Below are 21,981 nucleotides of genomic sequence, written 5' to 3'. Positions count from 1 at the left end.
TAACGACATCGGAAACTTATGAAAAACATAGAACAAAGAGTCTGCGGGAGAAGAATTTATACCTTTCTGGTAGTGTGTCTTGTTGCACTAATGAATTTGTCGGGTTATGCTTCCGTTAAGGTACATGTACAATATCTGACTACAGCGGACGGATTGTCCAATAATTCTGTCCGTTATATTTATCAGGATAGCAAAGGCTTTATTTGGATGAGTTCACTGAACGGACTGAACCGTTATGACGGTAATTCGTTTCGTACTTTCCTGCCTAAAAATAACGGACGTATTTCACTTGCAGACCGACGGGTCAAGCATTTGTATGAAGATAATAACGGCTTCTTGTGGATATCTACCTCTGCCGATCGTTTCAGTTGTTATGATTTGAAGAAGGATTGTTTCGTGGATTTCACCGGATGTGGGGAACATGAAGACCACTACGGATATATAACCATATTATCTGACGAAGTCTGGTTATGGGGACGGGGGCAAGGCTGTCGGCGTATACAATATAGAGAAAGCAAGTTTGTTTCGGAAGTCTTTAATGCGAAAAGTGGACAGCTCCAATCGGACAATATCCTGTTTGTGTTGCAGGATAGCGGTAAACGGGTGTGGATTGGTACGGATAGAGGACTTTATTATTGGAAAGATAATGCGTTGCAGTGTGTTGATAAGTCACATTATTTCCAGCGTGCCTATCGTTTTAAAGACAAAACCTGCTTTATAACCATCGAAGGTGAAATTTGGACTGCGGATAAGAAGGGGCGGCTTGCCTTTGCGGCAAAGTTGCCGGATGTATCCTCGGGTATGGATTTGCCGGGTAGTTTGTCGGTTGGGAACCAATGGGTTATCTTTACTTCAAAAGGCAGTTTCGTTTTTGATTTGGAGAGCAATGCTTTGAAACCCTCACCACCGGAGTGGAATATTCCCGGCGGTGAAGTTGCTGTAGATAACCGGGGGAATTATTGGGTACACAACAAGACAGGTAAGCTATATTATATTCAGTCGGGAACCGGCGTCGTGAAAGTTTTTCAACTGATGCTCCAAGAAAAGGTGGGGTATATCGATATGGAACGCTATCATGTAGTACACGACTCACGTGATATTCTTTGGATTTCAACTTATGGCAACGGGCTTTTTACCTATGATTTGCGGACTGACGAACTGCGCCATTTCAAAGCGGATGACAGCCGTTCCTCATTGATTTCGTCCAATGCCCTGCAATATATCATGGAAGACCGTTCGGGGAGCATTTGGTTGAGTTCCGAGTATACGGGAGTGTCTCATTTGAAGGTAGTGAATGAGGGAGCCGCACAGTTCTATCCGGAGCCGGTGAAATACGATACGGAAACACATGTGAATAATGTTCGTATGCTGGCTGCCGCAACTAATGGGGATATTTATCTGGGTACTCGCGATGGAAAGGTTTATGTATACGATGCTGTACTGTCTTGCCTAAAGGACAAAGCTGTCTATGGCAAAAATATATACGCGCTTTGTGAAGATTCCACAGGTGTCCTTTGGTTGGGAAGTAGGGGTGATGGACTGTATGCGGGAGATAAAAAGTACACTTATCGGGTTGATGATGTGAATTCGCTTGCAGCCAATGAAGTATTTTGTATGTTGCGCGATAGTAAAGGGCGGATGTGGATCGGTACCTTTGGCGGTGGGCTGGACCTTGCCGAACCCGATGGACAGGGCGGCTATAAATTCCGTCATTTCCTCAATGAATACTATTCGCAGAAACGCATACGCGTATTGATTGAGGACAAACAAGGATGGATTTGGGCAGGCACGAGTGATGGTATATTTGTATTCCGTCCTGAGGAATTGTTGGCAAATCCTAAAGCCTATCACCATTATAATTGGAGTAACCGAAGTTTGCTGAGTAATGAAGTGCGGCATATAATGCAGGACAGCAAGGGAAATATATGGATTGCCGAATCCGGTGCGGGGTTCTGTATTTGTACGCCCGGTAATGATTACGGCAAGCTGAATTTTACTCATTATGGTGTAGCCAATGGTTTAGTGAACAGTATGGTACAGGCTTTTGTAGAAGATACGGAAGGTAAAGTATGGATTACTACCGAATATGGAGTTTCCTGCTTTTTTCCTGGCTCAAAGACTTTTGAGAACTACTTCTTCTCCAGCGATATGCTGTGCAATGTATATAGCGAAAGCAGTGCGTTGAGATTGCGGGATGGCAGGATTATTATGGGAACCAATCAAGGACTGACTATCGTTAACCCGTCGCAAGTGGAAAGCGTGCAAAGTATTCCTTCCGTTACTTTCACCGAATTGAAGCTGAACGGTATATCGGTATCTTCCGATGAACCTAATTCACCTTTGGAATATTCCCTTGCTTATGTCCGTGACATTCATTTGAGATATAACCAGAATTCGTTCGGAATAAACTTTTCTACGCTGGATTATTCTACTACGATTCCGCCAAAGTTCAGCTATAAATTGGAAGGGTATGATAAAGAATGGAGTATTCCGTCTACCTTGACTTTTGCTGCCTATAAAAATTTGAAACCGGGTATCTATAATTTGCATGTAAAAGCATGTAATGCTGCAGGACAGTGGGGCGATAAGGATACGATGCTCCGGATTGTCATTGCGCCGCCGTTCTGGCGTACTACTTGGGCTTATCTGCTTTATTTTCTGTTTATAGTTTTTGTGTTCTATACGGTCTATCGTATTATTCGCAACATGAATGATTTGCGTAATAAGATTAAAGTGGAGGAACAGCTTACGGAATACAAGCTGGTATTCTTTACCAATATCTCCCATGAGTTTCGTACTCCGTTGACGCTGATTCAGGCTGCTTTGGAGAAGATGCATCGTGTTGGCAAGATACCCAAAGAAATGGCCTACTCGGTAAAAGTCATGGATAAGAGCACACAACGCATGCTGAGACTTATTAATCAACTGCTTGAGTTTAGGAAAATGCAGAATAACAAGCTTGCTCTTTCGTTGGAAGAAACCGATGTTATAGCGTTCCTTTATGAAATTTATCTGAGTTTCAAGGATGCCGCCGAGTCCAAGAAAATGGACTTCAGGTTTATCCCTTCCGCGGCGTCTTATAAAATGTTCATTGATAAGGGTAATTTGGATAAGGTTATTTATAATTTGCTTTCTAATGCGTTCAAATATACTCCATCGGGTGGGAAAGTAGATTTCTCTATACAGGTGGATGCCGCCGCTCATAAATTAGTTATTAAGGTAACCGATTCCGGTGTCGGTATCCCTAAAGAGAAACGCGACCAGCTTTTCAAACGTTTCATGCAGAGTAACTTTTCCGGTAGCAGTGTAGGGGTGGGGCTTCATCTGACCCATGAATTGGTAAATGTTCATAAAGGGACTATAACGTATGATGAAAATCCCGAAGGCGGTTCTGTCTTTACGGTGGTGCTTTCTACCGATACTTCGGTTTATGAAGAGAAAGATTTTTTGATACCTAACAATGTTCTGCTTCGTGAGGAAGAAATGGCGCAGAAACATTTGTCGGACATGGAAGAGAGGATGGTTTCCGGTATAGGTGAGGATACAGGGCAGGATAAGGAAGAGATACAGGAAGAAGGTCTGCCGGTCGTACCTTTGAATAAACGGAAACTGTTGATTATAGAAGATGATACGGATGTACGTGAGTTCTTGAAAGAGGAGCTTTCCGTTTACTTTGAAGTAATGGCGGAAGCAGACGGTAATGCCGGGTTGGAACGGGCTTACTCGTATGACGCTGATTTGATAATTTGTGATGTCCTGATGCCGGGGCTATCGGGATTCGAGGTTACCGGAAAATTGAAAAGCGACTTTAATACGAGCCATATCCCTATCATTCTGCTTACTGCCTTGAATGCGCCCGAAAGTCACTTGGAAGGGGTGGAAAACGGAGCGGATGCCTATATTACGAAACCGTTCAGTACAAAGCTATTGCTGGCACGCGTATTTAAGCTGATTGAGCAACGGGATAAACTGCGTGAGAAGTTCTCGAGCGACCTTTCCATGATACGTCCGGTGATATGCACGACAGATAAGGATAAAGAGTTTACCGATAAGCTGACACGTATCGTGGAGGAACAATTGGATAATCCTGATTTTACTGTGGATGATTTTGCTTCTATGATGGCATTGGGTCGAACCATATTTTACAGGAAGGTGAAAGGAGTTACCGGTTATGCGCCCAAAGAGTATCTGCGTGTAATGCGTATGAAGAAAGCGGCGGAGTTGTTACTGAAGACGGATGCCACTGTTGCGGAAGTGGCTTATCAGGTAGGCATCAATGATCCTTTCTATTTCAGTAAATGCTTCAAGACGCAATTCGGGGTGTCTCCTTCAACTTATCAAAAGAACAAAGACGGTATATCACAAGCTTGATAATGGTTGTTTTGTGACATTCCGTCTGTTCTTGCATGGTTATTTGGAGAATAGCAATATACCCGTTGCTTCGCCTTTTTGGAAATGGATGTTGTAATACATTCCATTGATGTCTTCTATGAGCAATGCGTCGAGACGGATGGTTTGCAGTTTCTTTCCTGCTTCGGCTATCTTTAAAATACCGTTTGTCTTTTCTCCTGCTCCCGAACCGCCGTCCCATGAGAGATGGTATTGGCATTTTTGATGGAAATTGCTAAGGGCGACGCGGTTGGCAAAGCGGGTAATACCCCAACCGTTGTCCGTTTCCAGCTGAAATGAACTCCCTTCCCAGAAGAATGAGGGAGTGACTTCCTGAGGTGAGGAGATGTTACCGTCGTCTTCTTTGCAGGCAGTGAGAACTGCTGATAAGATGATAAACTGAAAGGCGATAACGAATGTATGGATGATTCTTTTCATGATTATGCTGTTTATAAACTTTATTTGTGTAGGGTAAGTTTCACGATGCCGCCTTGAGTAGAGGTCGCTTTCAGATTCAGTTTGCCGTTATATGCGGATAAGTCGACAGTTCCGTTACTCATTTTCACTTTTTGTCCGTTGATGTAGAAAGCGGTAAATTCCTCCGCTCCCGGTCCTTCTATGCTGGCAATGCTGTTATTTACATGAATGGCGGCTTCCATGAGCCAGTCTTTCTCACCAATTATTGTATTGTCATCGACTCCGTCATTGTCTTCATCGGTAACAGGGGCTTCGAACGAATATCCTATCCGGGTGGCGTAAAGCCGGCTGCTTTCCGAGGGTTGCAGGAATGTAATGTCCGGCAGGTTGCCGTCTGCTTTGCGCTCTGCTGTTAGCTGGCCGGCATCCAGACTAAGGAAATCTGTTTCTGTAAGTATCATAACCGTAGGCAGAAAACTGTTATTGGCTGTTTGACACAGACTTTCATTAATGTCGATGATATGTTTCTCCGCACTTCGCGGACTGTACGAGAGATTGTTTTTTAGGATATGTCCGTATCCGGCTACATCAACAGCTTCTTCTATCGATTTACGGTTGAGCATGCAATAGTTGGACGGGTTCTTATATCCGCTGTTGTTGGACCAAAGGATGCCGCCCGGGTGATGATTGGCATAAAAACCTTTGTTGCTGTTGTAATAAGCTATACAGTTTTTTACTTCGTGCATCGGTATGATTTCAGGGGCTTTGGGACTGTCACTCATGCCGTAGCCACCCGCCTTGAAGCCGGTACCGTCTCCCGCTTTGGCGGAGGTGCTGCCCGGCCGGTAACCGTTGTAAAAAGACCAGCAGTGGTCTATCACAACGGCTTGGCCGGAGTTGATGAGGTCGAAGCCGTCGTCACTGTTCCACCATGCACGGCAACCTCTGAATACATTACCGCTTCCATTGTTGTCGGGGTGTCCGCCGAAGCCGTCCACATTACCGCCCCTGCCACCGTCCGAAACGGTGTCGTAGTTATTGTAAGCGTCGCAGTTCAATATCAGGTTGTCAGCTCCTTTCACCAGATAAAAACCGATTCCCATGCCATCGTGCATGGACAGGTTCTCATAGATATTGTTATTGCCGCCCCGGTTGCTGAAACATTCAGATTGGGTATGCCCGACAAGGGTGACTTGTGTACCTACTACTTCGATATTCTTGAAATGCAGGTAGGAGCCGCTGACATAGAACACGCTGACACGCTTCTCGAAGGGCTTTACTTGAGAGAGGTCGAATATCGGACGTTCACCCGGATAACCGAAGTAACAGATACGGTGTTCGTTGTCCGTTCCGCTTTTGTCCATCAGGAATACGCAGGCGTAGATTTTTTCTCTTTCTCCCATAATTTGCGACTCTTCCATGATATATCTCCCGCCGCGGATATATACTATATCGCCGGCTTTTACTTCCGCCTGCGCACGCGCCAGCGTAGCGAAAGGAGAATCGATGCTGCCCGTATTGGCATCGTCGCCGTTGGTTGCCACATAGTATTCTTTGGCTGTCAGCATTATCGGCAGGCAAAGTAAAAGGAATATTGTTTTTAATCTTTTCATGATGACAGATGTTATTGTTATGGTATATGGCGGTATATTTTGAAACGTTCGTTTGCCGGTAGGAAATTTCAATAACCTATTACCTGATTTATTTTTGTTTTAACCGGCATCCTCTGAATACGCCTTTTAAGTCCGGTCCGAAGTAGAATCCGGGCTGGGTAGGCTGGTTATATCCTACATTTTGAGTGGCTATGCTGATACGGTATACAGGGTCTTCAAGGAATGTGTGAAAACGATACTCTGTGGGAACGGTACTTACGTATAGGCGTAATGCCGTGTTGTCGGTGGTGCGTAACAATACTTCTTCACGCCAGTCACCTATGATGTCACCTTGCAGGCATGGATTGGATTTTGTACCGTTATTGCCGGCTGTACCTTCGAAAGTGACAAGCGGTGTGCATGTTTCCACTCTCCAGTTATATTTGCTGATGATATTCTTGTCGAGCATCTCCCGTAGTAAATCTCCGTCCCACCATACGGCCATGTTCATCGGGAGCTTCTTTACTTTGGGAGCCACGATTTCTCCTTTGATATTGCGTATGCCTTCGGAACGTGCCGACCACATCTCTACGCCGGGGTGGGTTGGGTCGATATCGGCTGCCATGCAACGCCCTACGTCCGTATGATGCGGTAGCTGGAAAATGACTTCCCCTGTGGCTGCATCTCTGAAGGTAGAGCCGTCTTTCTTATTTTCATGGCATGCCCATATCTGCAGCCGCGGATTGGACGGGTCGAATTGTGTGAGGTGCAGTGCGTCACCGTGTCCCATGCCGGTGGAGTACAGTCCTTTCCCGTTGTGGTCTACGGTCATGGAACCGTAGACTATCTCATCACAGCCGTCGCCGTCTATGTCTGCTACACGCAGGTTGTGATTACCTTGACCGGCAAAATTCTCATTGCCCGGTTCATTCGTATCAAAGGTCCAGGAGTTCGTCAGATTCTTTCCGTTCCAGTTGAAAGCGGCAAGGACGGTACGGGTATAATAACCGCGGCACATGACTACACTGGGATGGATACCGTCCAGATAGGCGATACATGCAAGGAAACGATCGCTACGGTTGGCACGATTATCGCCCCAGCCTCTCAACTCATTTCGTTGGGGAATGTAGTCGATGGACTGCAAGGCTTCTCCCGTCATGCCGGAGAATACGGTGAGGTATTCTTTTCCTTTAAAGATACGTCCTTGATTACGGAGTCTCGGTTCGGGTGTTCGGGTATCTCCTTTCCTCTTTCGGGGAGTATACATCTCTCCCGGTTCACGATAGTCGGCGGTGGCATCACCTATGATATTGCCTTTACCGTCTATGCTCCCGTCGGCTGTACGCATTACTACCTCGGCCTTGCCGTCATTGTCCAAATCATAGACCATAAACTGTGTGTAATGGGCACCGGCACGGATGTTCTTTCCGAGGTTGATGCGCCATAGTTGTTCGCCATTCAGGCGGTAACAGTCTATCAGCACCTCACCAGTATAGCCGTCGTGAGCATTATCGTGGGAATTGCTCGGATCCCATTTCAAGATGATTTCATATTCCCCGTCTCCATCTATATCGCCTATTGAGGCGTCGTTGGGCGAATAGGTATAAGTATCTCCCGCAGGAGTGACGCCGTTTGCAGGTTTGTTCATCGGTATCCGGATATAACCTGTCGGGGCATTGGCGGGCAGGGTATAACGGCCGTTCTTATGATTGGTCTCTTTTCCTTTTACAACAGGGCGCACTTCATAAGTTGCAGCATTCCGGCTTGTGTACGCGTCATTATATAAGGTGCCGGTACTGACCGGTTGCGAGGTGATTTTTTTCCCGTTACGATATACGTTGAACTCGGTATCCATAGGGTCGGATGAGAGGTATCTCCATGAAATGGTGACGGTAGAAGCGTCTTTGCGGATAGCGACTACGCCACGTCCGAGATTTTCACGTTGCAATTTCTTGTAGTTGTAGTTAGTCTGGGCGTTTAAGCTTATAGTAATAATCAGCATGGATGCGATTAGATAATACAGGTGCTTTCTCATATCTTTTTCAGTTCTTGGGTTACGGGAATATTGTTTTTCGAGGTCAAAAGTAACGGATATTTTTCTATTAATTATGTATATATGTACACAATACATGGAAAAAGAACGCTGTTGGGGCAGTGGATGAAATTACATGCAAAGTGAATAAACGTCATGGCTGGTTTGGGAGACATTGTTTACATTTGCAACAGAATCAGCGAATAAACATGGCGGTTTAACTTTAATAATCTAATAAATATTTAATATCATGAAGATGAAAAAGATTCTTTTGACAAGTGCTGTTGCAGTAGCTCTGCTAAGCGGCTGTAATAACGATTATGACGGGCAAGATATTGCAGGGTCTAAACTGATAGTGTCGGCCAGTATCGATCAGGTGAACACGCGCGTGAGCGATGACGGTATTGCTTGGACGGTAGGTGATGCAATCGGTGTAAGCGATAATCTCTCTAATCCGAATCTGAATATCAAATATGTGGCAGGTAGTGTTACCGGTGAATTCTCCAGTACTACAGGAATTTATATTTTAGGTAATGATGAGGTTGAATATACTGCTTATTATCCGTATACAGGTAATGAAAATATATCCGCAGGAGTACTTGATTTTAAGATTATTGATGAAGCAGGTAAGTATGTAGGGCCATAATGCGATAGATTTTATGTATGCTAAGGCAACTGCTTCGCGGAGTAATCCGAATGTAGCCTTTAAATTCAAGCATCAGATGAGTAAAGTGAGTCTGAATATTGCGAATGGCGGCGCTGCTGAAACTAAAGCGGAAACTTCTATCTCCTATACATTGCAGGGAGTTATTATTGATGGAACTTTCGATACTGCTACCGGTGAAGTGAAACCTGGATCTACTAAAGGAAGCGTAAAGGTGGAAACTACATTAGGTACTACCTCTTCTATTATTTTACCACCGGTAGTTGCCGAAAGTGAAGCGGAGCCTATTCAATTGGTTATTGAGGTAGGAGATAAAATCTATGCAGGAAGTTTGAAACCTGCTTTGGATAGTTCTCAGGAATACCAGTATACTGTTGATTTGAGTAAGACGGAAAGTGGTGAAAAGTTACAGATTGATTCTCCGACTATTGATGGATGGACACCTAATGTTGAAGGGAATATCGGTGTGGAAGAAGAGGTTAATTATAATCCTACGCTGGAGATAGGGGATTTCCTTTGTAAGGATGGTACGACTATTGATAAAGATTATAATCTGGAGCAATTGGATGAAGCTGTAAAAGCAAGTATTATTGGTGTTGTGTATTATGTAGGTAATCCTCAACCGTCAGTACTGTATAATGGTACATATACCGAGACTCAAGATGTCTTGAAGAGAGAATGTCCTTCATGTGTTAATGGATTGGCGATAGCGCTTAATAATGCTATCAGTAAGAGTGGTGCTGTTAGCGGTAGATTTGGATCAACCAAATCTGATTATAAGGAATGGCTGAATACCCAAGATTATGCCTCTGGTTATATTGACGCTACGTTAAGTATTAATAATGTTCCTACAAAAATAGTAGGTTATAATAATACTAAGGTTACAGAGCTCGCTGCTGATAATGTAGGGGGGCTAGGAACGGATTTTGTAGATTTCCTTAATACTTATCGTACTACTGTGGTTATTGAAGAAGGAAAAACTTCTGGATGGTATTTACCCTCTTATGAGGAACTGAATATTATCGAAAATAACTATGCTGTTATTTCTGCAAGTATCACAAAAATTGGAGGAAGCTTATTACAATATAGTGACTATGATGCTGTGGCTTCTGATAGATTTTATTGGACAAGTGATTTTAGAGGATCATCTAATGCGTGGATATCTCCTTTACGTGCAGTTGCTGAGGGAACCAATTTATTTATTGGTAGAGTTAGTAATGGAACCAAAGGTTTCTTCCGCTTTGCCGTAGCTTTTTAATCATTGAATTATGAAAAGAATATTTGTTTATTCTCTGCTGCTTGTGGCAAGCTCTTTGCTTGCCCAAGCTCAAACTTTCAAATTCGATTTCTCGTCTGATAAGAAAGAACAAGAAGGCTTTACCAAAATAACTCCCTCAATTTTGTTTAATAATGATTCGGGTTATGGTTATGACTTTCAGCCTGCTTGGGACGGTAAAAGTAACGCGCCTTTCTTTTTCTCGGTAAATGTTCCTGATGGCAATTATAGAGTGACTGTAACATTGGGAAGTAAAGATTCTGCCGGCAGTACCACAGTTCGTGGTGAATCACGCCGTCTTTTCATTGAGAACCTCGACACAAAGAAAGGAGAACTCGTAACGGAGACTTTTACAATTAATAAACGTAATACCGTTATTAAGGGTAATCAGAAAGTAAAAATCAAGGAACGTGAGAAGAAGAAACTGAATTGGGACGATAAACTAACCTTGGAGTTTAATGGTGATGCTCCCCGTTTATCTTCTTTAGTGATTGAAAGGGTTGACAAGGTTCCTACTGTATTTCTTTGTGGTAATTCAACGGTCGTCGATAATGATAATGAGCCTTGGGCAAGCTGGGGACAAATGATTACCCGTTTCTTTACGGATAAAGTTTGTATAGCCAATTATGCCGAATCGGGGCTTTCTGCCAATACTTTCATCGGTGGAAAACGTTTGGATAAACTATTGACCCAGATGAAAAAAGGCGACTACTTGCTGATAGAATTCGGTCATAATGACCAAAAACAGAAAGGACCGGGTAAAGGAGCTTACTATTCTTTCTCCTATTATATCAAACAGTTTATTGATGAGGCTCGCCTGAAAGGAGCTTATCCGGTGTTGGTTACGCCAACTCGCCGCCGTCAGTATGATAAGAATGGCAAAATCAAGGATACGCATGCCGATTATCCTGCCGCTATCCGGGATATTGCCGTACGTGAGAATATCCCTGTCATTGACTTGCAGGACATGACAAAAGTATTATGTGAAACAATGGGGGTAGAAGAATCCAAGCATCTCTATGTACATTATCCGGCAAATACTTATCCCGGACAGACTCAGGAACTGAAAGATAACACACATTTTAATACTTTTGGAGCTTATGAGGTAGCAAAATGCGTAATTGAGGGAATGAAGAAAGCAAATCTTCCTATTGTGAAAGATTTAAAAGCAGATTATGCTAACTTTGACCCCGCAAAACCGGATAAATTCAAGAATTTTAAATGGAACCTGTCACCATTTACAGAGATAGAGAAGCCGGATGGAAATTAAAGAATAACAACTTAAATACATAAAATCATGAAAAAGGTAATTTTTACATTGGCATTGGCTGCATTTGCTTTTACCGGAAATGCACAGATTTTGAAAAAAGACTTATTGCAAGGATATAAAGATGGTGACAAATTGGAGAAATCGGTTTATAGTGAGAAAACGGCGCCAATTGCCATAAATACATGGTGTGGAGCATTTTCTTCAAAACCTAATACCAATCCAAGTCCTACCATAGGTAAAGAGCTTGTTTACGAAGGATATGCAGAAAAGGGCCCGTCTATTAGCATAGGCGGTTATCCTGCCGGTACGAAAGGCGCTCGTTTCAGTATCTACTCCATGACTGATGGAAAGCAATATGGTCGCGGTACATTTTACTTGTCTTGCTTAGTAAACTTCTCCAAGCTCGGAGCAAGTGGTATGGCAGACTTTTTGGGAGTAAGCGCCAGCTATGTGGGCGGTAGCAACCGTGCCAATATTTATGTGGCTCGTGAGGGTAGCGATAGAATCCGTTTCGGAACGAGTCTGTTGAAAGTGAAGGCTGAAACAACCATGGCTTACGATTATGATAAAACTCACTTACTGGTGTTGAAACTGGATTATGCCAATCAGAAAGTGTCTTTGTTTGTTGACCCTGAACTGACTGCGGAAGAGCCGGCAGAAGCCTCATGTGTTGCCGAGGGAGATGCGGAAAATGTATTGAAACATGCCATCCGTTCCATTTCTTTCAGAAACCGTAGCGGTTTCATTGGCAATGTAGGTAATTTCCGTTGGTGTAACAGTTGGGCGGGAGTAATTGCAGAATAGAGAGTAATTTATGAAACATATTATAGCAAGTTTGCTTATGACATTTGCCGGCTCGTTGGCCGTAGTGGGACAAAACCACTCGGTCAGCTTGTCCGGCAAATGGGCTTTTCAAATAGACCGTGAGGATAAAGGTGTCCGTGAAGAGTGGTTTAATAAAACCTTGAGCGACCGGATAAATCTGCCCGGGTCAATGCCCGAAAAACTGAAAGGGGATGATGTAACCGTCCGTACCAAATGGACAGGGAGCCTTTATGATAGCTCTTACTATTTCAACCCTTATATGGAAAAGTACCGTATAGACGGTCAGGTTAAACTGCCTTTCTTCCTGACGCCGGATAAGCATTACGTTGGGGTGGCATGGTATCAGAAGAAGGTGACGGTTCCTGATAGCTGGAAAGGAGAACGGATCGTACTCTTTCTGGAGCGTCCTCATATAGAAACTACCGTGTGGATTAATCATCGGGAAGTCGGTATGCGGAACAGTCTTTGCGTGCCTCATGTGTATGACCTGACTTCTTATGTCACTCCGGGAAAAAGTAGCTTGGTGACTATTCGTGTGGACAACCGGATTAAAGAGATTAACGTCGGTCCGGATTCGCATAGTATCACAGACCAGACACAAGGTAATTGGAACGGTATTGTCGGTAAGATAGAGTTGCAATCTACACCGGAAGTCTTTTTTGAGGATATACAGGTATATCCCGACCTTGCAGGAAAGAAAGCTCTTGTACGTATGAATGTGCGGGCATCTTCTTCAGCAAAAGGGGAGATAGCTCTTTCAGCGAGGAGCTTTAATACGAATGTCAACCATGAGATTGCTCCGGTATACCAAACCGTTACTGTGCGAAAAGGTGATAATCCGCTTGAAATGGAACTGCCGATGGGACAGAATTTTCTGACGTGGGATGAGTTCAGTCCGGCTCTCTATCGTTTAACGGCAACTTTGAAGAATGGAAAACAAATAGAAACGAAGCAGGTACAATTCGGAATGCGCGAATTTACGATAAACGGTAAATGGTTTTATGTAAACGGGCGTAAGACGATGTTGAGAGGTACAGTTGAAAACTGTGATTTTCCGTTAACGGGGTACGCTCCGATGGATGTTGCTTCTTGGGAGCGTGTATTCCGTATTTGCCGTAACTATGGATTGAATCATATGCGGTTCCATTCTTTCTGCCCACCGGAAGCGGCCTTTATTGCTGCTGACCTTGTAGGCTTTTATCTTCAACCCGAAGGGCCGAGCTGGCCTAATCACGGCCCGAAGCTGGGGAATGGACAACCTATTGACAAATATCTGATGGATGAAACCATTGCTCTGACGAAAGCGTATGGTAACTACGCTTCCTACTGTATGCTTGCTTGTGGCAACGAGCCTTCCGGGCGTTGGGTAAATTGGGTGAGTAAGTTCGTGGATTATTGGAAAGCGACAGATCCCCGTCGTGTATATACAGGAGCGTCGGTTGGTGGCAGTTGGCAGTGGCAACCGCATAATCAGTATCACGTAAAGGCCGGTGCGCGGGGATTGACATGGGCGGAACGGCAACCGGAAAGCATGTCGGATTACCGTGCCAAGATTGATACGGTGAAACAACCTTACGTTTCGCATGAGACAGGGCAATGGTGTGTGTTCCCTGATTTTAATGAAATCCGTAAGTACACCGGAGTAAATAAAGCCCGGAATTTTGAGATATTCCGAGATATACTGGAAGATAACGATATGAGTGGTCAAGCTCATGATTTCATGGTGGCGTCGGGTAAGTTACAAGCTATTTGTTACAAGCATGAAATAGAGAAAACATTACGTACGCCCGATTATGCGGGTTTTCAACTATTGGCATTAAATGATTATTCCGGCCAGGGAACGGCATTGGTGGGAGTGCTTAACGTATTTTTCGAGGAAAAAGGTTATATCGATGCGGAGAAGTTCAGGCGTTTTTGTAGTCCGACTGTTCCGTTAGCGCGGATTCCTAAATTTGCGTATACCGGTGATGAAACTTTTCATGCGGATATAGAGGTTGCCCATTTCGGAGCAATGCCGTTACGGGGAGCAAGAACTGTTTATACGGTTAAGGATAAATATGGAAAGGTTTATGCTCATGGAGTAGTTGGTAGTGGTAATATTCCCATAGGTAATCTTATCTCTTTGGGGAGTGTGGATTTAAAGTTGGATGCTGTTGATACTCCACGGAAATTGAATCTGGAAATACGCATTGAGAATACGGATGCCGTGAACGATTGGGACTTTTGGGTATATCCGGCACGTGTGGAACCGGCGGAAGGCGATGTGTACATTACGGATACATTGGATGAACGAGCTATTTCTGTGTTGAAACAAGAAGGCAAGGTTCTGATTACCGCAGCCGGAAAAGTGAGCTATGGTAAAGAAGTGGTACAACATTTTACTCCCGTATTTTGGAATACATCCTGGTTCAAAATGCGTCCGCCGCATACCACCGGCATTTTTCTTAATGAATATCATCCGTTGTTTAAGGAATTTCCTACCGAATACCATAGTAATTTACAATGGTGGGAGCTGCTGAACAAAGCGCAAGTGATGCAGTTCACAAATTTTCCGGGTAATTTTCAGCCGATAGTTCAGAGTATAGATACCTGGTTTATCAGCCGTAAGCTAGGAGTCTTGTTTGAAGCAAATGTGTTGAATGGAAAGTTAATGATGACGAGTATGGATATTACTTCACAGCCGGAAAAGCGTGTTGTTGCCCGTCAGATGTATAAAGCTATTCTGGATTATATGAATTCTGATAGTTTCCGTCCTTCGGCTACTGTATCTCTTGAACAGGTACAGGAGTTGTTTACAAAAGTGGCAGGGAATGTAAAGTCGTATACAAAGGACTCACCGGATGAGCTGAAACCTAAAATAAATTGAGGATTATTGATTGGGAAGACAGATATTGAATATCTGCCGTGTATATCAAACATAAAGGTTCGGACTTTCACAAGCCCGAACCTTTTTACTTACACAAAATTTTCTACGAGAATCTTATTATTTAATACCTATTTTCTTTGCTTTTTTACCGGCAATGCCCAATTCAACCAGCTTATTATACATCTCAATTCCTAAATATTCGGCGGCTTCAGCAGTAAAATGCAGTTGGTCTCTTTGTAGTTCGGCTTTAGACATATCTATGACGTAAAAGTTCTTATCTTCCTTGGCGAGCTTGTAGAGCGCGGCTTCTACGTCGGCGCTGTATTGTTTATTACTACGGGATACTGTACCACAGATGAAGGGGAGCTTTTTGTATCGCTTGTTTCCGGTTTTCTCTACAAGGAAATTACGTACATACGCTACCACGTCCTTTAGATTTTTATAATAATTTTTGCCTTTGTGCCGATCGCTTTCGCCTTGATGCCATAGAAAAGCTTTGATTTCATATCCTTCGGGGAGTTTATCCAATTTATTGTCGATACACGCTGAAATGTTTTCTGTAAACGAGAGTAAAAGTGATTTTCCACCGGTAGCTGTTGAATAGTTGGCGGCAAGCCATTTCGGGTCGGCCGACCAATATTTACCGCTTGTACTGCTGCAACCTGTGTCGATAGCTGTTCCGCCCAAAGACCATTTTATTACATAGAAGTCTTTTTGAAGCGCCTGCTCCAACCAGTAATAGGTTACGGCGTCATAAGCCCATCGACCCGGACGCGCTTGGTGTACCATGCGGGGCCAAAAAGTTTCAAACTCTCCCGTTATTTGCTGGCCGGCACTTCCATAGCACCATTGGCAATACTTATATTTATTTTGTCGGATATAATCGGGAAGTGCATTGTTTAATACACGTCCGTCTGTGTTTGACTGTCCGGCAGTGATGATGACGGTTGCCGGCTGGTTGCGCTTACTTTGTCCGAGAGCAGTCAGCGAGCATAAAATTGCTGCTGTCAATAGAAACTTTTTCATGATATTTATTTCAGGATTTGATTTATCTGTTGGCAAAGTTACGCAACCTTTATTTCAAATACATGCAATATTATTCAGATATCCTATACATTTATACAGTGATTGCATAGAATGCTTTGTGGGCTTTATGAATGGCGTATAGTGGGCTTTTTTGCATACTTTCTGTACATAATTACATGCGGGAATCGACTCAGACCGCTACTTTTGCAGATACAAAATACACGAATGGTAGTGTGAAATACACATTTCGGTTTCTTATATGATAACTTTATTGACCATGAAAAATAAGATGAGAAAGATTTATGACTTTAGGCGGGCGACAGTCTCAATGCTCTGCATTTTGTTGTTCCTGCTATGTGGTGTCACGGCAACGGCGCAGAATCGGGAAATCGGCGGTACTGTATTGGATGAAACGGGACAACCTGCTATCGGCGCCACTGTAGTAGTGAAAGGAACAAATAGTATGACTATTACGGGGTTGGACGGACAATTCAAGCTTTCTGTTCCCAAAGATGCCGGACAGCTGGAGATTTCATACGTGGGCTACGAAACAGCCAAGATAACATTGGGCAGAGGGAAAAATGTATATAATGTGAAGTTGAAAGTGGCGGATTTGGCGTTGGACGAAGTTGTGGTTATCGGTTATGGTACTGCCAAGAAAGGGAATGTGACCGGTTCCATCGCTACCTTGAAAGGCGAGAAAGTTGCAGATAGGCAGAATGAAAACGTACTGTCTTCGCTGCAAGGACAATTGGCAGGTGTGGAGATTACTACAAACAGCGGGGCGCCGGGTGGCGAACTGGAAGTACATATCCGAGGCGCTGCATCTATCAATGCCAGCGATCAACCGCTTTATGTAGTTGATGGTATTCCGGTAGATGACCTAAGTGATTTGAATGCAGACGATATCGAATCCATCGATGTGTTAAAAGATGCCTCCTCTTCTGCTATCTACGGTTCGCGCGGCGCTAACGGCGTTATCCTTATCAAAACTAAAGAAGCGCCGAAAACGGGTAAGGTGAACGTGCAGTTCTCCGCTTCTTTCGGTATTCAGCAGATGGAGAAGAAGCTGGATGTGCTGACACCGGAAGAATGGATTGCCTGGCGCTCGGAAATCAATAACCAGAATTATGTAAAGGCGTATGGTTCGAAAGGCGCTATGGCGACCGATGATTATGAAATACGTCTGGCTTATACCGGCGGTTCTGTAAATACGTCGTATGTAAATGACCCTCGCTGGATACAGCCCGGATACGGCGACCTGATGGCTATTGACTGGCAAGATGAAGTTTTCCGTTTGGCTCCTAAACAAAACTATACCTTGTCGGTATCTAATTCTACGGACCAGTCCAACTATCGCGTGAGTTTGGGTTATGTAGACCAGAAAGGTATTGCTGTCAATACTTCTTATAAAAGACTTAACCTGCGTGCCAACATGCAGACTACCATATTCAACCGCATTACATTGGGTGTCAACCTGGCTCCTTCCATGTCGTGGAATAACGGCGGAACGGCGGATGCTGTGGCTGTACTTTCTATGGTGCCGTTTGCCGAGTCGGAAGCAGGCCTTTATACAGGGGCGGAGCCTTACAGCAGATATAGTTGGGCCGGCACCCGTGTCAGTCCGGTAGCTACGTTGGAACGTAAGTCGAGTATGACGGAAGATGCCCGCGTCAATACTTCCGCATTTATCCGTGCCGAGTTGTTTGATGGTTTGCGTGCGGAAGTAACAGGTTCTTATAATTTCCGTAGTACGCAGGCGCGGAGTTTCTTGCCCAGTTCCATCTCTAATCGTTGGAACACGGGCGAAGGTTACTATGCTACCGCTAATCGCACCGACGGACGTAATCATTCCTACCTGTTTCAGACGTTACTGAATTATGACAATTCTTTTGGCAAGCATACTGTAGGCGCTATGGCAGGTTTTTCAATGGAAGCCAAAACTTCTTATTCCTCCCGCCTCGCAGCAACACATTTCCCTGATAATTTGGTGGAGAGTTTCGATATGACTGACGTAGATTTGACTACGGCTTATGCCACAATCGGATATCCGGGACGTATGGCTTCTTTCTTCGGACGCCTGCAATATGAATATGACAACCGATACCTGATGACTGCCAGTATTCGCCGTGACGGTTCGTCTAAGTTCGGTAAAAATAAGCGTTGGGGTATTTTCCCTGCCGTATCGTTGGCTTACCGTATTTCGAACGAACGGTTCTGGCCGGAAGATTTCGTCATTAATTCAATGAAATTGCGTGGCAGTTGGGGCGCCAATGGTAATAATTCTCTCTCTGACGGGGCGGCATTAGGATTGATGTCGAGCGCAAATTACTCTTTAGGCGGTTCGTTGCTGAATGGCTATGCCATGTCATCGCTTGATGTGGAAGACCTGACATGGGAGAAAGTATATAGTTGGAATGTCGGTGCGGACTTTTCGTTGTTCAACAGTCGTTTGTCGGTGTCGTTGGACTATTACCGGAAGAAAACGAGCGATTTGCTGTATAAAGTGACAATGCCCGGTATTATAGGTTTCAGTAATATGTGGGATAATGTGGGTGAGGTTCAAAACAAAGGTTTTGAGTTGGAACTGCAAAGCCAAAACCTGACGGGAACTTTGCGTTGGAGCACCTCTTTTAATATGGCTTACAATAAGAACGAGGTAACCGATTTAGGCAATAATGACAAGATATTCAGTGACAGTAATACACAAGTGTTGATGGTAGGACAGCCTATGCGCAGTTTCTATATGTATGATGCTGTGGGTGTGTATCAATATTCCGAAGATTTACGGAAGTATCCGGTACGTAAAGGTACGGCATTGGGTGATGTGCGTTATCGTGATGTGAACGATGACGGAGTTATTAACGATGATGACCGTACGTTGGTGGGTAAACCCAATCCCGACTTCACTTTTGGAATGACGAATAAGCTGAGTTGGAAAGCGTTCGACTTGTCCGTACTGTGTACGGCGCAATTCGGCGGTATGCTTTACAGTATGTCACCGGGGCGTTATATGGACAATCCGGGTATGACTATCTCGCAGAACGTCTTTTCTTGGTGGAAGAATATGTGGCGTTCGGAAGAGGAGCCGGGCGACGGAAAGACGCCGGCATTAAGCTCCACTACCGGTGAACTGCGTGATACACGCTGGCTTTATAGCTCGGACTATCTCCGTATCAAGAATATTACTTTGGGATACAAATTACCGCTTAACCGAAAGATTATACGCAACGCGCGTGTCTATTTCACTGTGGAGAACGTATGGATGTGGGATAAATACGACGGCGGCTATTCACCCGAAAACAAAGGTAACAATGCCTATCCGCAGGCACGTACTTATACGGTCGGTGCCAATTTCAGCTTCTAAAGAAATAACCTTTAAAAAACATCACTTATGAAAACGATTTATCATATATGTATCAGTATCATTCTGTTGGCAGGTGCGCTGTTTTCTACAACTTCCTGTGAAGACTGGCTGGAGGTGAAATCGCCGACCTCACGCGCTACGGAGGATTTCTTTCAGACACCTATTCAGGCAGAGCAAGCATTGCTGGGTATTTATAACGGATTGCTGCCTGTTCCTGAATATATTCTGCTCATGTCCGACGGGCGTTCGGATGACGTATGGACCGAACCGGCCGATGACAAGCAACGTGACTACGTGGATATCAGTGTTTTTAATCCGAGCATATACACTGCCGGAACAATAAACAGCGCTTGGAATGCTTTCTATAAAATAGTATCCCGCGCAAATCTCTTCCTAGAGAGAGTAGAGCATCTGGAGTTCAACGTGGAAGACGATGCTGAGGAGGTAGATGTAAAAGCTACTTTTATGGCCGAAGCGCGCTTCTTGCGAGCCTATGCCTATTTTGAGCTGGTAAGGTATTGGGGACGTGTACCGGTTGCCACTAAATCGTTAAGTGCGGCAGAGGCAATGAGTACGCCGCAGTCCGAAGCGCAAGATGTATACGAGCAAGTAATCATTCCCGATTTGCAGTATGCCATAGAAAACATGAAAGACCGGGCTTACACAAGCAGTGGCGGTATTGCCGAATCAGGGCGTGCTACACTTCCGGCTGCGCAGGCATTGCTTGGCAGAGTTTATCTGACTATGGCCGGTTTCCCTTTGTATGATACGTCTAAATTATCACTTGCCAAAGAGGTATTGGGAGAGGTAATTACATACGCAGAGAAAAACAATAAATACTGGGCTACTGACGGTGACACATGGCAACGTATCTGGATTAGCGATAACGACAATAAATATCATATTTTTGAGGTACAATATGTTGCCGAAAAGAATTATGGCAACCCCGTGGTCTTTATGTCCGTACCCAATGTGGGAACAGATTATATCGGCATTCAGATGTCGGGTAATCGCATAACCTGTTCGGAGGCGCTGGCTGCGCTTTATGAAGAGAACAAGGCGGATGTTCGTTATGAAGCGACGGTCGATCCCAAGAAGAACTACTTTACAAAGTTCTTTGAACATAAAATCAAACGGAAAGAGTTGGGATACAGTGATATTGACGGGCAAATAGTGGATCGCACTTATTTCCCTATCAATTATCCGCTTATCCGTTTGGAAGATGTAATGCTGATGTATGCCGAGATTGCAGGTCCTACGGATGAGGGCGTGCGATTGGTAAATAAAATACGTACCCGTGCCGGGTTGGCGGCATTGAGTGCGGCGCAGAAAAACGAAAACGCTTTCCTGCAATGTGTAGAAGATGAACGCCGGCGTGAACTTGCCTTTGAAGGTATTCGCTGGCACGATCTCGTACGCCATAATACATACATGGAGAAGATACGTGCCAAATTCTCGGATAAAGCTGCCGGAACATCCGTTTATGATAACTACATCAATAACGTGCAACCGGGTACTTATCTCTATCCTATTCCTGATACGCAAATGAAAGCGAAAGAAGGATTGTATCAGCAAAACGAAGCATACAAATAATGAGTGACAAGGAGTAATGAACACTAATAAACAATAGTAATAAGAACATGAAGAACAGATTCTATCTACTTACATTTCTGCTGATAACCCTCTTTGCGGTAGACGGTTATACGGCTGAACGCAAGAAGTATAATTTCAACAGTGAATGGCGTCTGCAAGTAGGGGACTTTCCACAAGCGAAAAAGCCCGACTTTAGAGATAGCGATTGGAAACAAGTGACATTGCCGCGTGCTTTCAATGAAGATGAGGCTTTCAGACTATCTATCGAACAGCATACTGACACGGTTGTTTGGTATCGCAAGCATTTCCGGGATTGAGAGGTAAAAAAGTATTTGTCGAATTCGAGGGAGTTCGCCAGGGTGGTGAATTCTTCCTGAACGGACACTATTTAGGACTGCATGAAAACGGGGTCATGGCCGTAGGATTCGACCTTACTCCCTATATGAAAGAAGGAGATAACGTGTTGGCTGTGCGTACGGACAATAACTGGTTCTATCGCGAAAAACGTACTAACTCTAAATTTCAGTGGAGTGACCGTAATTTCAACGCCAATTATGGCGGTATCCCCAAGAACGTATTTCTGTATGTGACGGACGAGGTATATCAGACTCTGCCTCTGTACAGCAACCTGAAAACAACCGGTGTATACATCTACGCCACCGAC

At 44.2% G+C, this 21,981-nt stretch carries 12 protein-coding genes and 1 pseudogene; 9 read left to right on the top strand and 4 right to left on the bottom strand.

Annotated features, from left to right (window positions below; all coding sequences use genetic code 11):
- Positions 1 to 18 precede the first annotated feature (18 nt).
- The gene (locus BHV72_RS10430; RefSeq protein WP_195621809.1) at positions 19 to 4,371 is read left to right on the top strand and encodes a hybrid sensor histidine kinase/response regulator transcription factor; all 4,353 of its coding nucleotides are present in this window, start codon (positions 19 to 21) and stop codon (positions 4,369 to 4,371) included.
- 39 nt (positions 4,372 to 4,410) lie between these two features.
- Here BHV72_RS10430 and BHV72_RS10425 read toward each other — a convergent pair whose 3' ends face one another.
- From BHV72_RS10425 to BHV72_RS10415, 3 genes are all read right to left on the bottom strand, one after another.
- Positions 4,411 to 4,827: a hypothetical protein gene (locus BHV72_RS10425; RefSeq protein WP_087413497.1), complete on the bottom strand. Its 417-nt coding sequence runs from the start codon at positions 4,825 to 4,827 to the stop codon at positions 4,411 to 4,413.
- 20 nt (positions 4,828 to 4,847) lie between these two features.
- Positions 4,848 to 6,419 carry a right-handed parallel beta-helix repeat-containing protein gene (locus BHV72_RS10420; protein WP_087413496.1) on the bottom strand — a complete coding sequence of 524 codons (1,572 nt, stop codon included), beginning with the start codon at positions 6,417 to 6,419 and terminating at the stop codon, positions 4,848 to 4,850.
- 88 nt (positions 6,420 to 6,507) lie between these two features.
- The gene (locus BHV72_RS10415; protein ID WP_286855764.1) at positions 6,508 to 8,433 is read right to left on the bottom strand and encodes a rhamnogalacturonan lyase; all 1,926 of its coding nucleotides are present in this window, start codon (positions 8,431 to 8,433) and stop codon (positions 6,508 to 6,510) included.
- Positions 8,434 to 8,686: 253 nt separating this feature from the next.
- Between BHV72_RS10415 and BHV72_RS10410 the strand changes: the two genes are divergently transcribed.
- From BHV72_RS10410 to BHV72_RS10390, 5 genes are read left to right on the top strand one after another with little or no spacing between them, the layout of a single operon-like run.
- On the top strand, positions 8,687 to 9,076 hold the full coding sequence (locus tag BHV72_RS10410) for a fimbrillin family protein (protein ID WP_286855762.1): 390 nt from the start codon (positions 8,687 to 8,689) through the stop codon (positions 9,074 to 9,076).
- Positions 9,077 to 9,089: 13 nt separating this feature from the next.
- Positions 9,090 to 10,352: a fimbrillin family protein gene (locus tag BHV72_RS10405; RefSeq protein WP_286855760.1), complete on the top strand. Its 1,263-nt coding sequence runs from the start codon at positions 9,090 to 9,092 to the stop codon at positions 10,350 to 10,352.
- Positions 10,353 to 10,362: 10 nt separating this feature from the next.
- Complete coding sequence (locus BHV72_RS10400; protein WP_087413493.1) at positions 10,363 to 11,640, top strand: rhamnogalacturonan acetylesterase; 1,278 nt, start codon at positions 10,363 to 10,365, stop codon at positions 11,638 to 11,640.
- A 27-nt stretch (positions 11,641 to 11,667) separates the two neighbouring features.
- Positions 11,668 to 12,444, top strand: a complete 777-nt coding sequence (locus tag BHV72_RS10395; protein ID WP_009121917.1) for a hypothetical protein — start codon at positions 11,668 to 11,670, stop codon at positions 12,442 to 12,444.
- 37 nt (positions 12,445 to 12,481) lie between these two features.
- Positions 12,482 to 15,331: an exo-beta-1,4-galactosidase gene (locus BHV72_RS10390; protein WP_373129602.1), complete on the top strand. Its 2,850-nt coding sequence runs from the start codon at positions 12,482 to 12,484 to the stop codon at positions 15,329 to 15,331.
- Between the two features lie 117 nt (positions 15,332 to 15,448).
- Here the strand turns inward: BHV72_RS10390 and BHV72_RS10385 are convergent, their stop codons facing one another.
- A complete protein-coding gene (locus BHV72_RS10385) occupies positions 15,449 to 16,357 on the bottom strand; it encodes a sialate O-acetylesterase (protein ID WP_286855756.1) in 909 nt (302 codons plus the stop codon).
- A gap of 277 nt (positions 16,358 to 16,634) precedes the next feature.
- On the opposite strand from BHV72_RS10385, the gene BHV72_RS10380 reads away from it, so the two are divergent.
- The 3 genes and pseudogenes from BHV72_RS10380 to BHV72_RS10370 all read left to right on the top strand — a co-directional run.
- A complete protein-coding gene (locus BHV72_RS10380) occupies positions 16,635 to 19,724 on the top strand; it encodes a SusC/RagA family TonB-linked outer membrane protein (RefSeq protein WP_286855755.1) in 3,090 nt (1,029 codons plus the stop codon).
- Positions 19,725 to 19,751: 27 nt separating this feature from the next.
- Positions 19,752 to 21,317, top strand: a complete 1,566-nt coding sequence (locus BHV72_RS10375) for a RagB/SusD family nutrient uptake outer membrane protein (RefSeq protein WP_286855753.1) — start codon at positions 19,752 to 19,754, stop codon at positions 21,315 to 21,317.
- Positions 21,318 to 21,364: 47 nt separating this feature from the next.
- A pseudogene (locus BHV72_RS10370) lies at positions 21,365 to 21,981 on the top strand (sugar-binding domain-containing protein); the annotation flags it as partial.

The sequence above is a fragment of the Bacteroides sp. 43_46 genome, from assembly GCF_001915455.1.
GTDB classification, from domain to species: Bacteria; Bacteroidota; Bacteroidia; order Bacteroidales; family Bacteroidaceae; genus Bacteroides; species Bacteroides caccae.
The sequence above is the reverse complement of the archived record's forward strand: the minus strand, read 5'-3'. Positions and strand labels throughout refer to the sequence as shown.

Coding starts and splice junctions, on each gene's coding strand:
- BHV72_RS10390 (WP_373129602.1), top strand. CDS start 12,482: ATGACATTTGCCGGCTCGTTGGCCGTAGTGGGACAAAACCACTCGGTC.
- BHV72_RS10395 (WP_009121917.1), top strand. CDS start 11,668: ATGAAAAAGGTAATTTTTACATTGGCATTGGCTGCATTTGCTTTTACC.
- BHV72_RS10430 (WP_195621809.1), top strand. CDS start 19: ATGAAAAACATAGAACAAAGAGTCTGCGGGAGAAGAATTTATACCTTT.
- BHV72_RS10420 (WP_087413496.1), bottom strand. CDS start 6,419: ATGAAAAGATTAAAAACAATATTCCTTTTACTTTGCCTGCCGATAATG.
- BHV72_RS10410 (WP_286855762.1), top strand. CDS start 8,687: ATGAAAAAGATTCTTTTGACAAGTGCTGTTGCAGTAGCTCTGCTAAGC.
- BHV72_RS10385 (WP_286855756.1), bottom strand. CDS start 16,357: ATGAAAAAGTTTCTATTGACAGCAGCAATTTTATGCTCGCTGACTGCT.
- BHV72_RS10415 (WP_286855764.1), bottom strand. CDS start 8,433: ATGAGAAAGCACCTGTATTATCTAATCGCATCCATGCTGATTATTACT.
- BHV72_RS10380 (WP_286855755.1), top strand. CDS start 16,635: ATGAAAAATAAGATGAGAAAGATTTATGACTTTAGGCGGGCGACAGTC.
- BHV72_RS10400 (WP_087413493.1), top strand. CDS start 10,363: ATGAAAAGAATATTTGTTTATTCTCTGCTGCTTGTGGCAAGCTCTTTG.
- BHV72_RS10405 (WP_286855760.1), top strand. CDS start 9,090: ATGTATGCTAAGGCAACTGCTTCGCGGAGTAATCCGAATGTAGCCTTT.
- BHV72_RS10375 (WP_286855753.1), top strand. CDS start 19,752: ATGAAAACGATTTATCATATATGTATCAGTATCATTCTGTTGGCAGGT.
- BHV72_RS10425 (WP_087413497.1), bottom strand. CDS start 4,827: ATGAAAAGAATCATCCATACATTCGTTATCGCCTTTCAGTTTATCATC.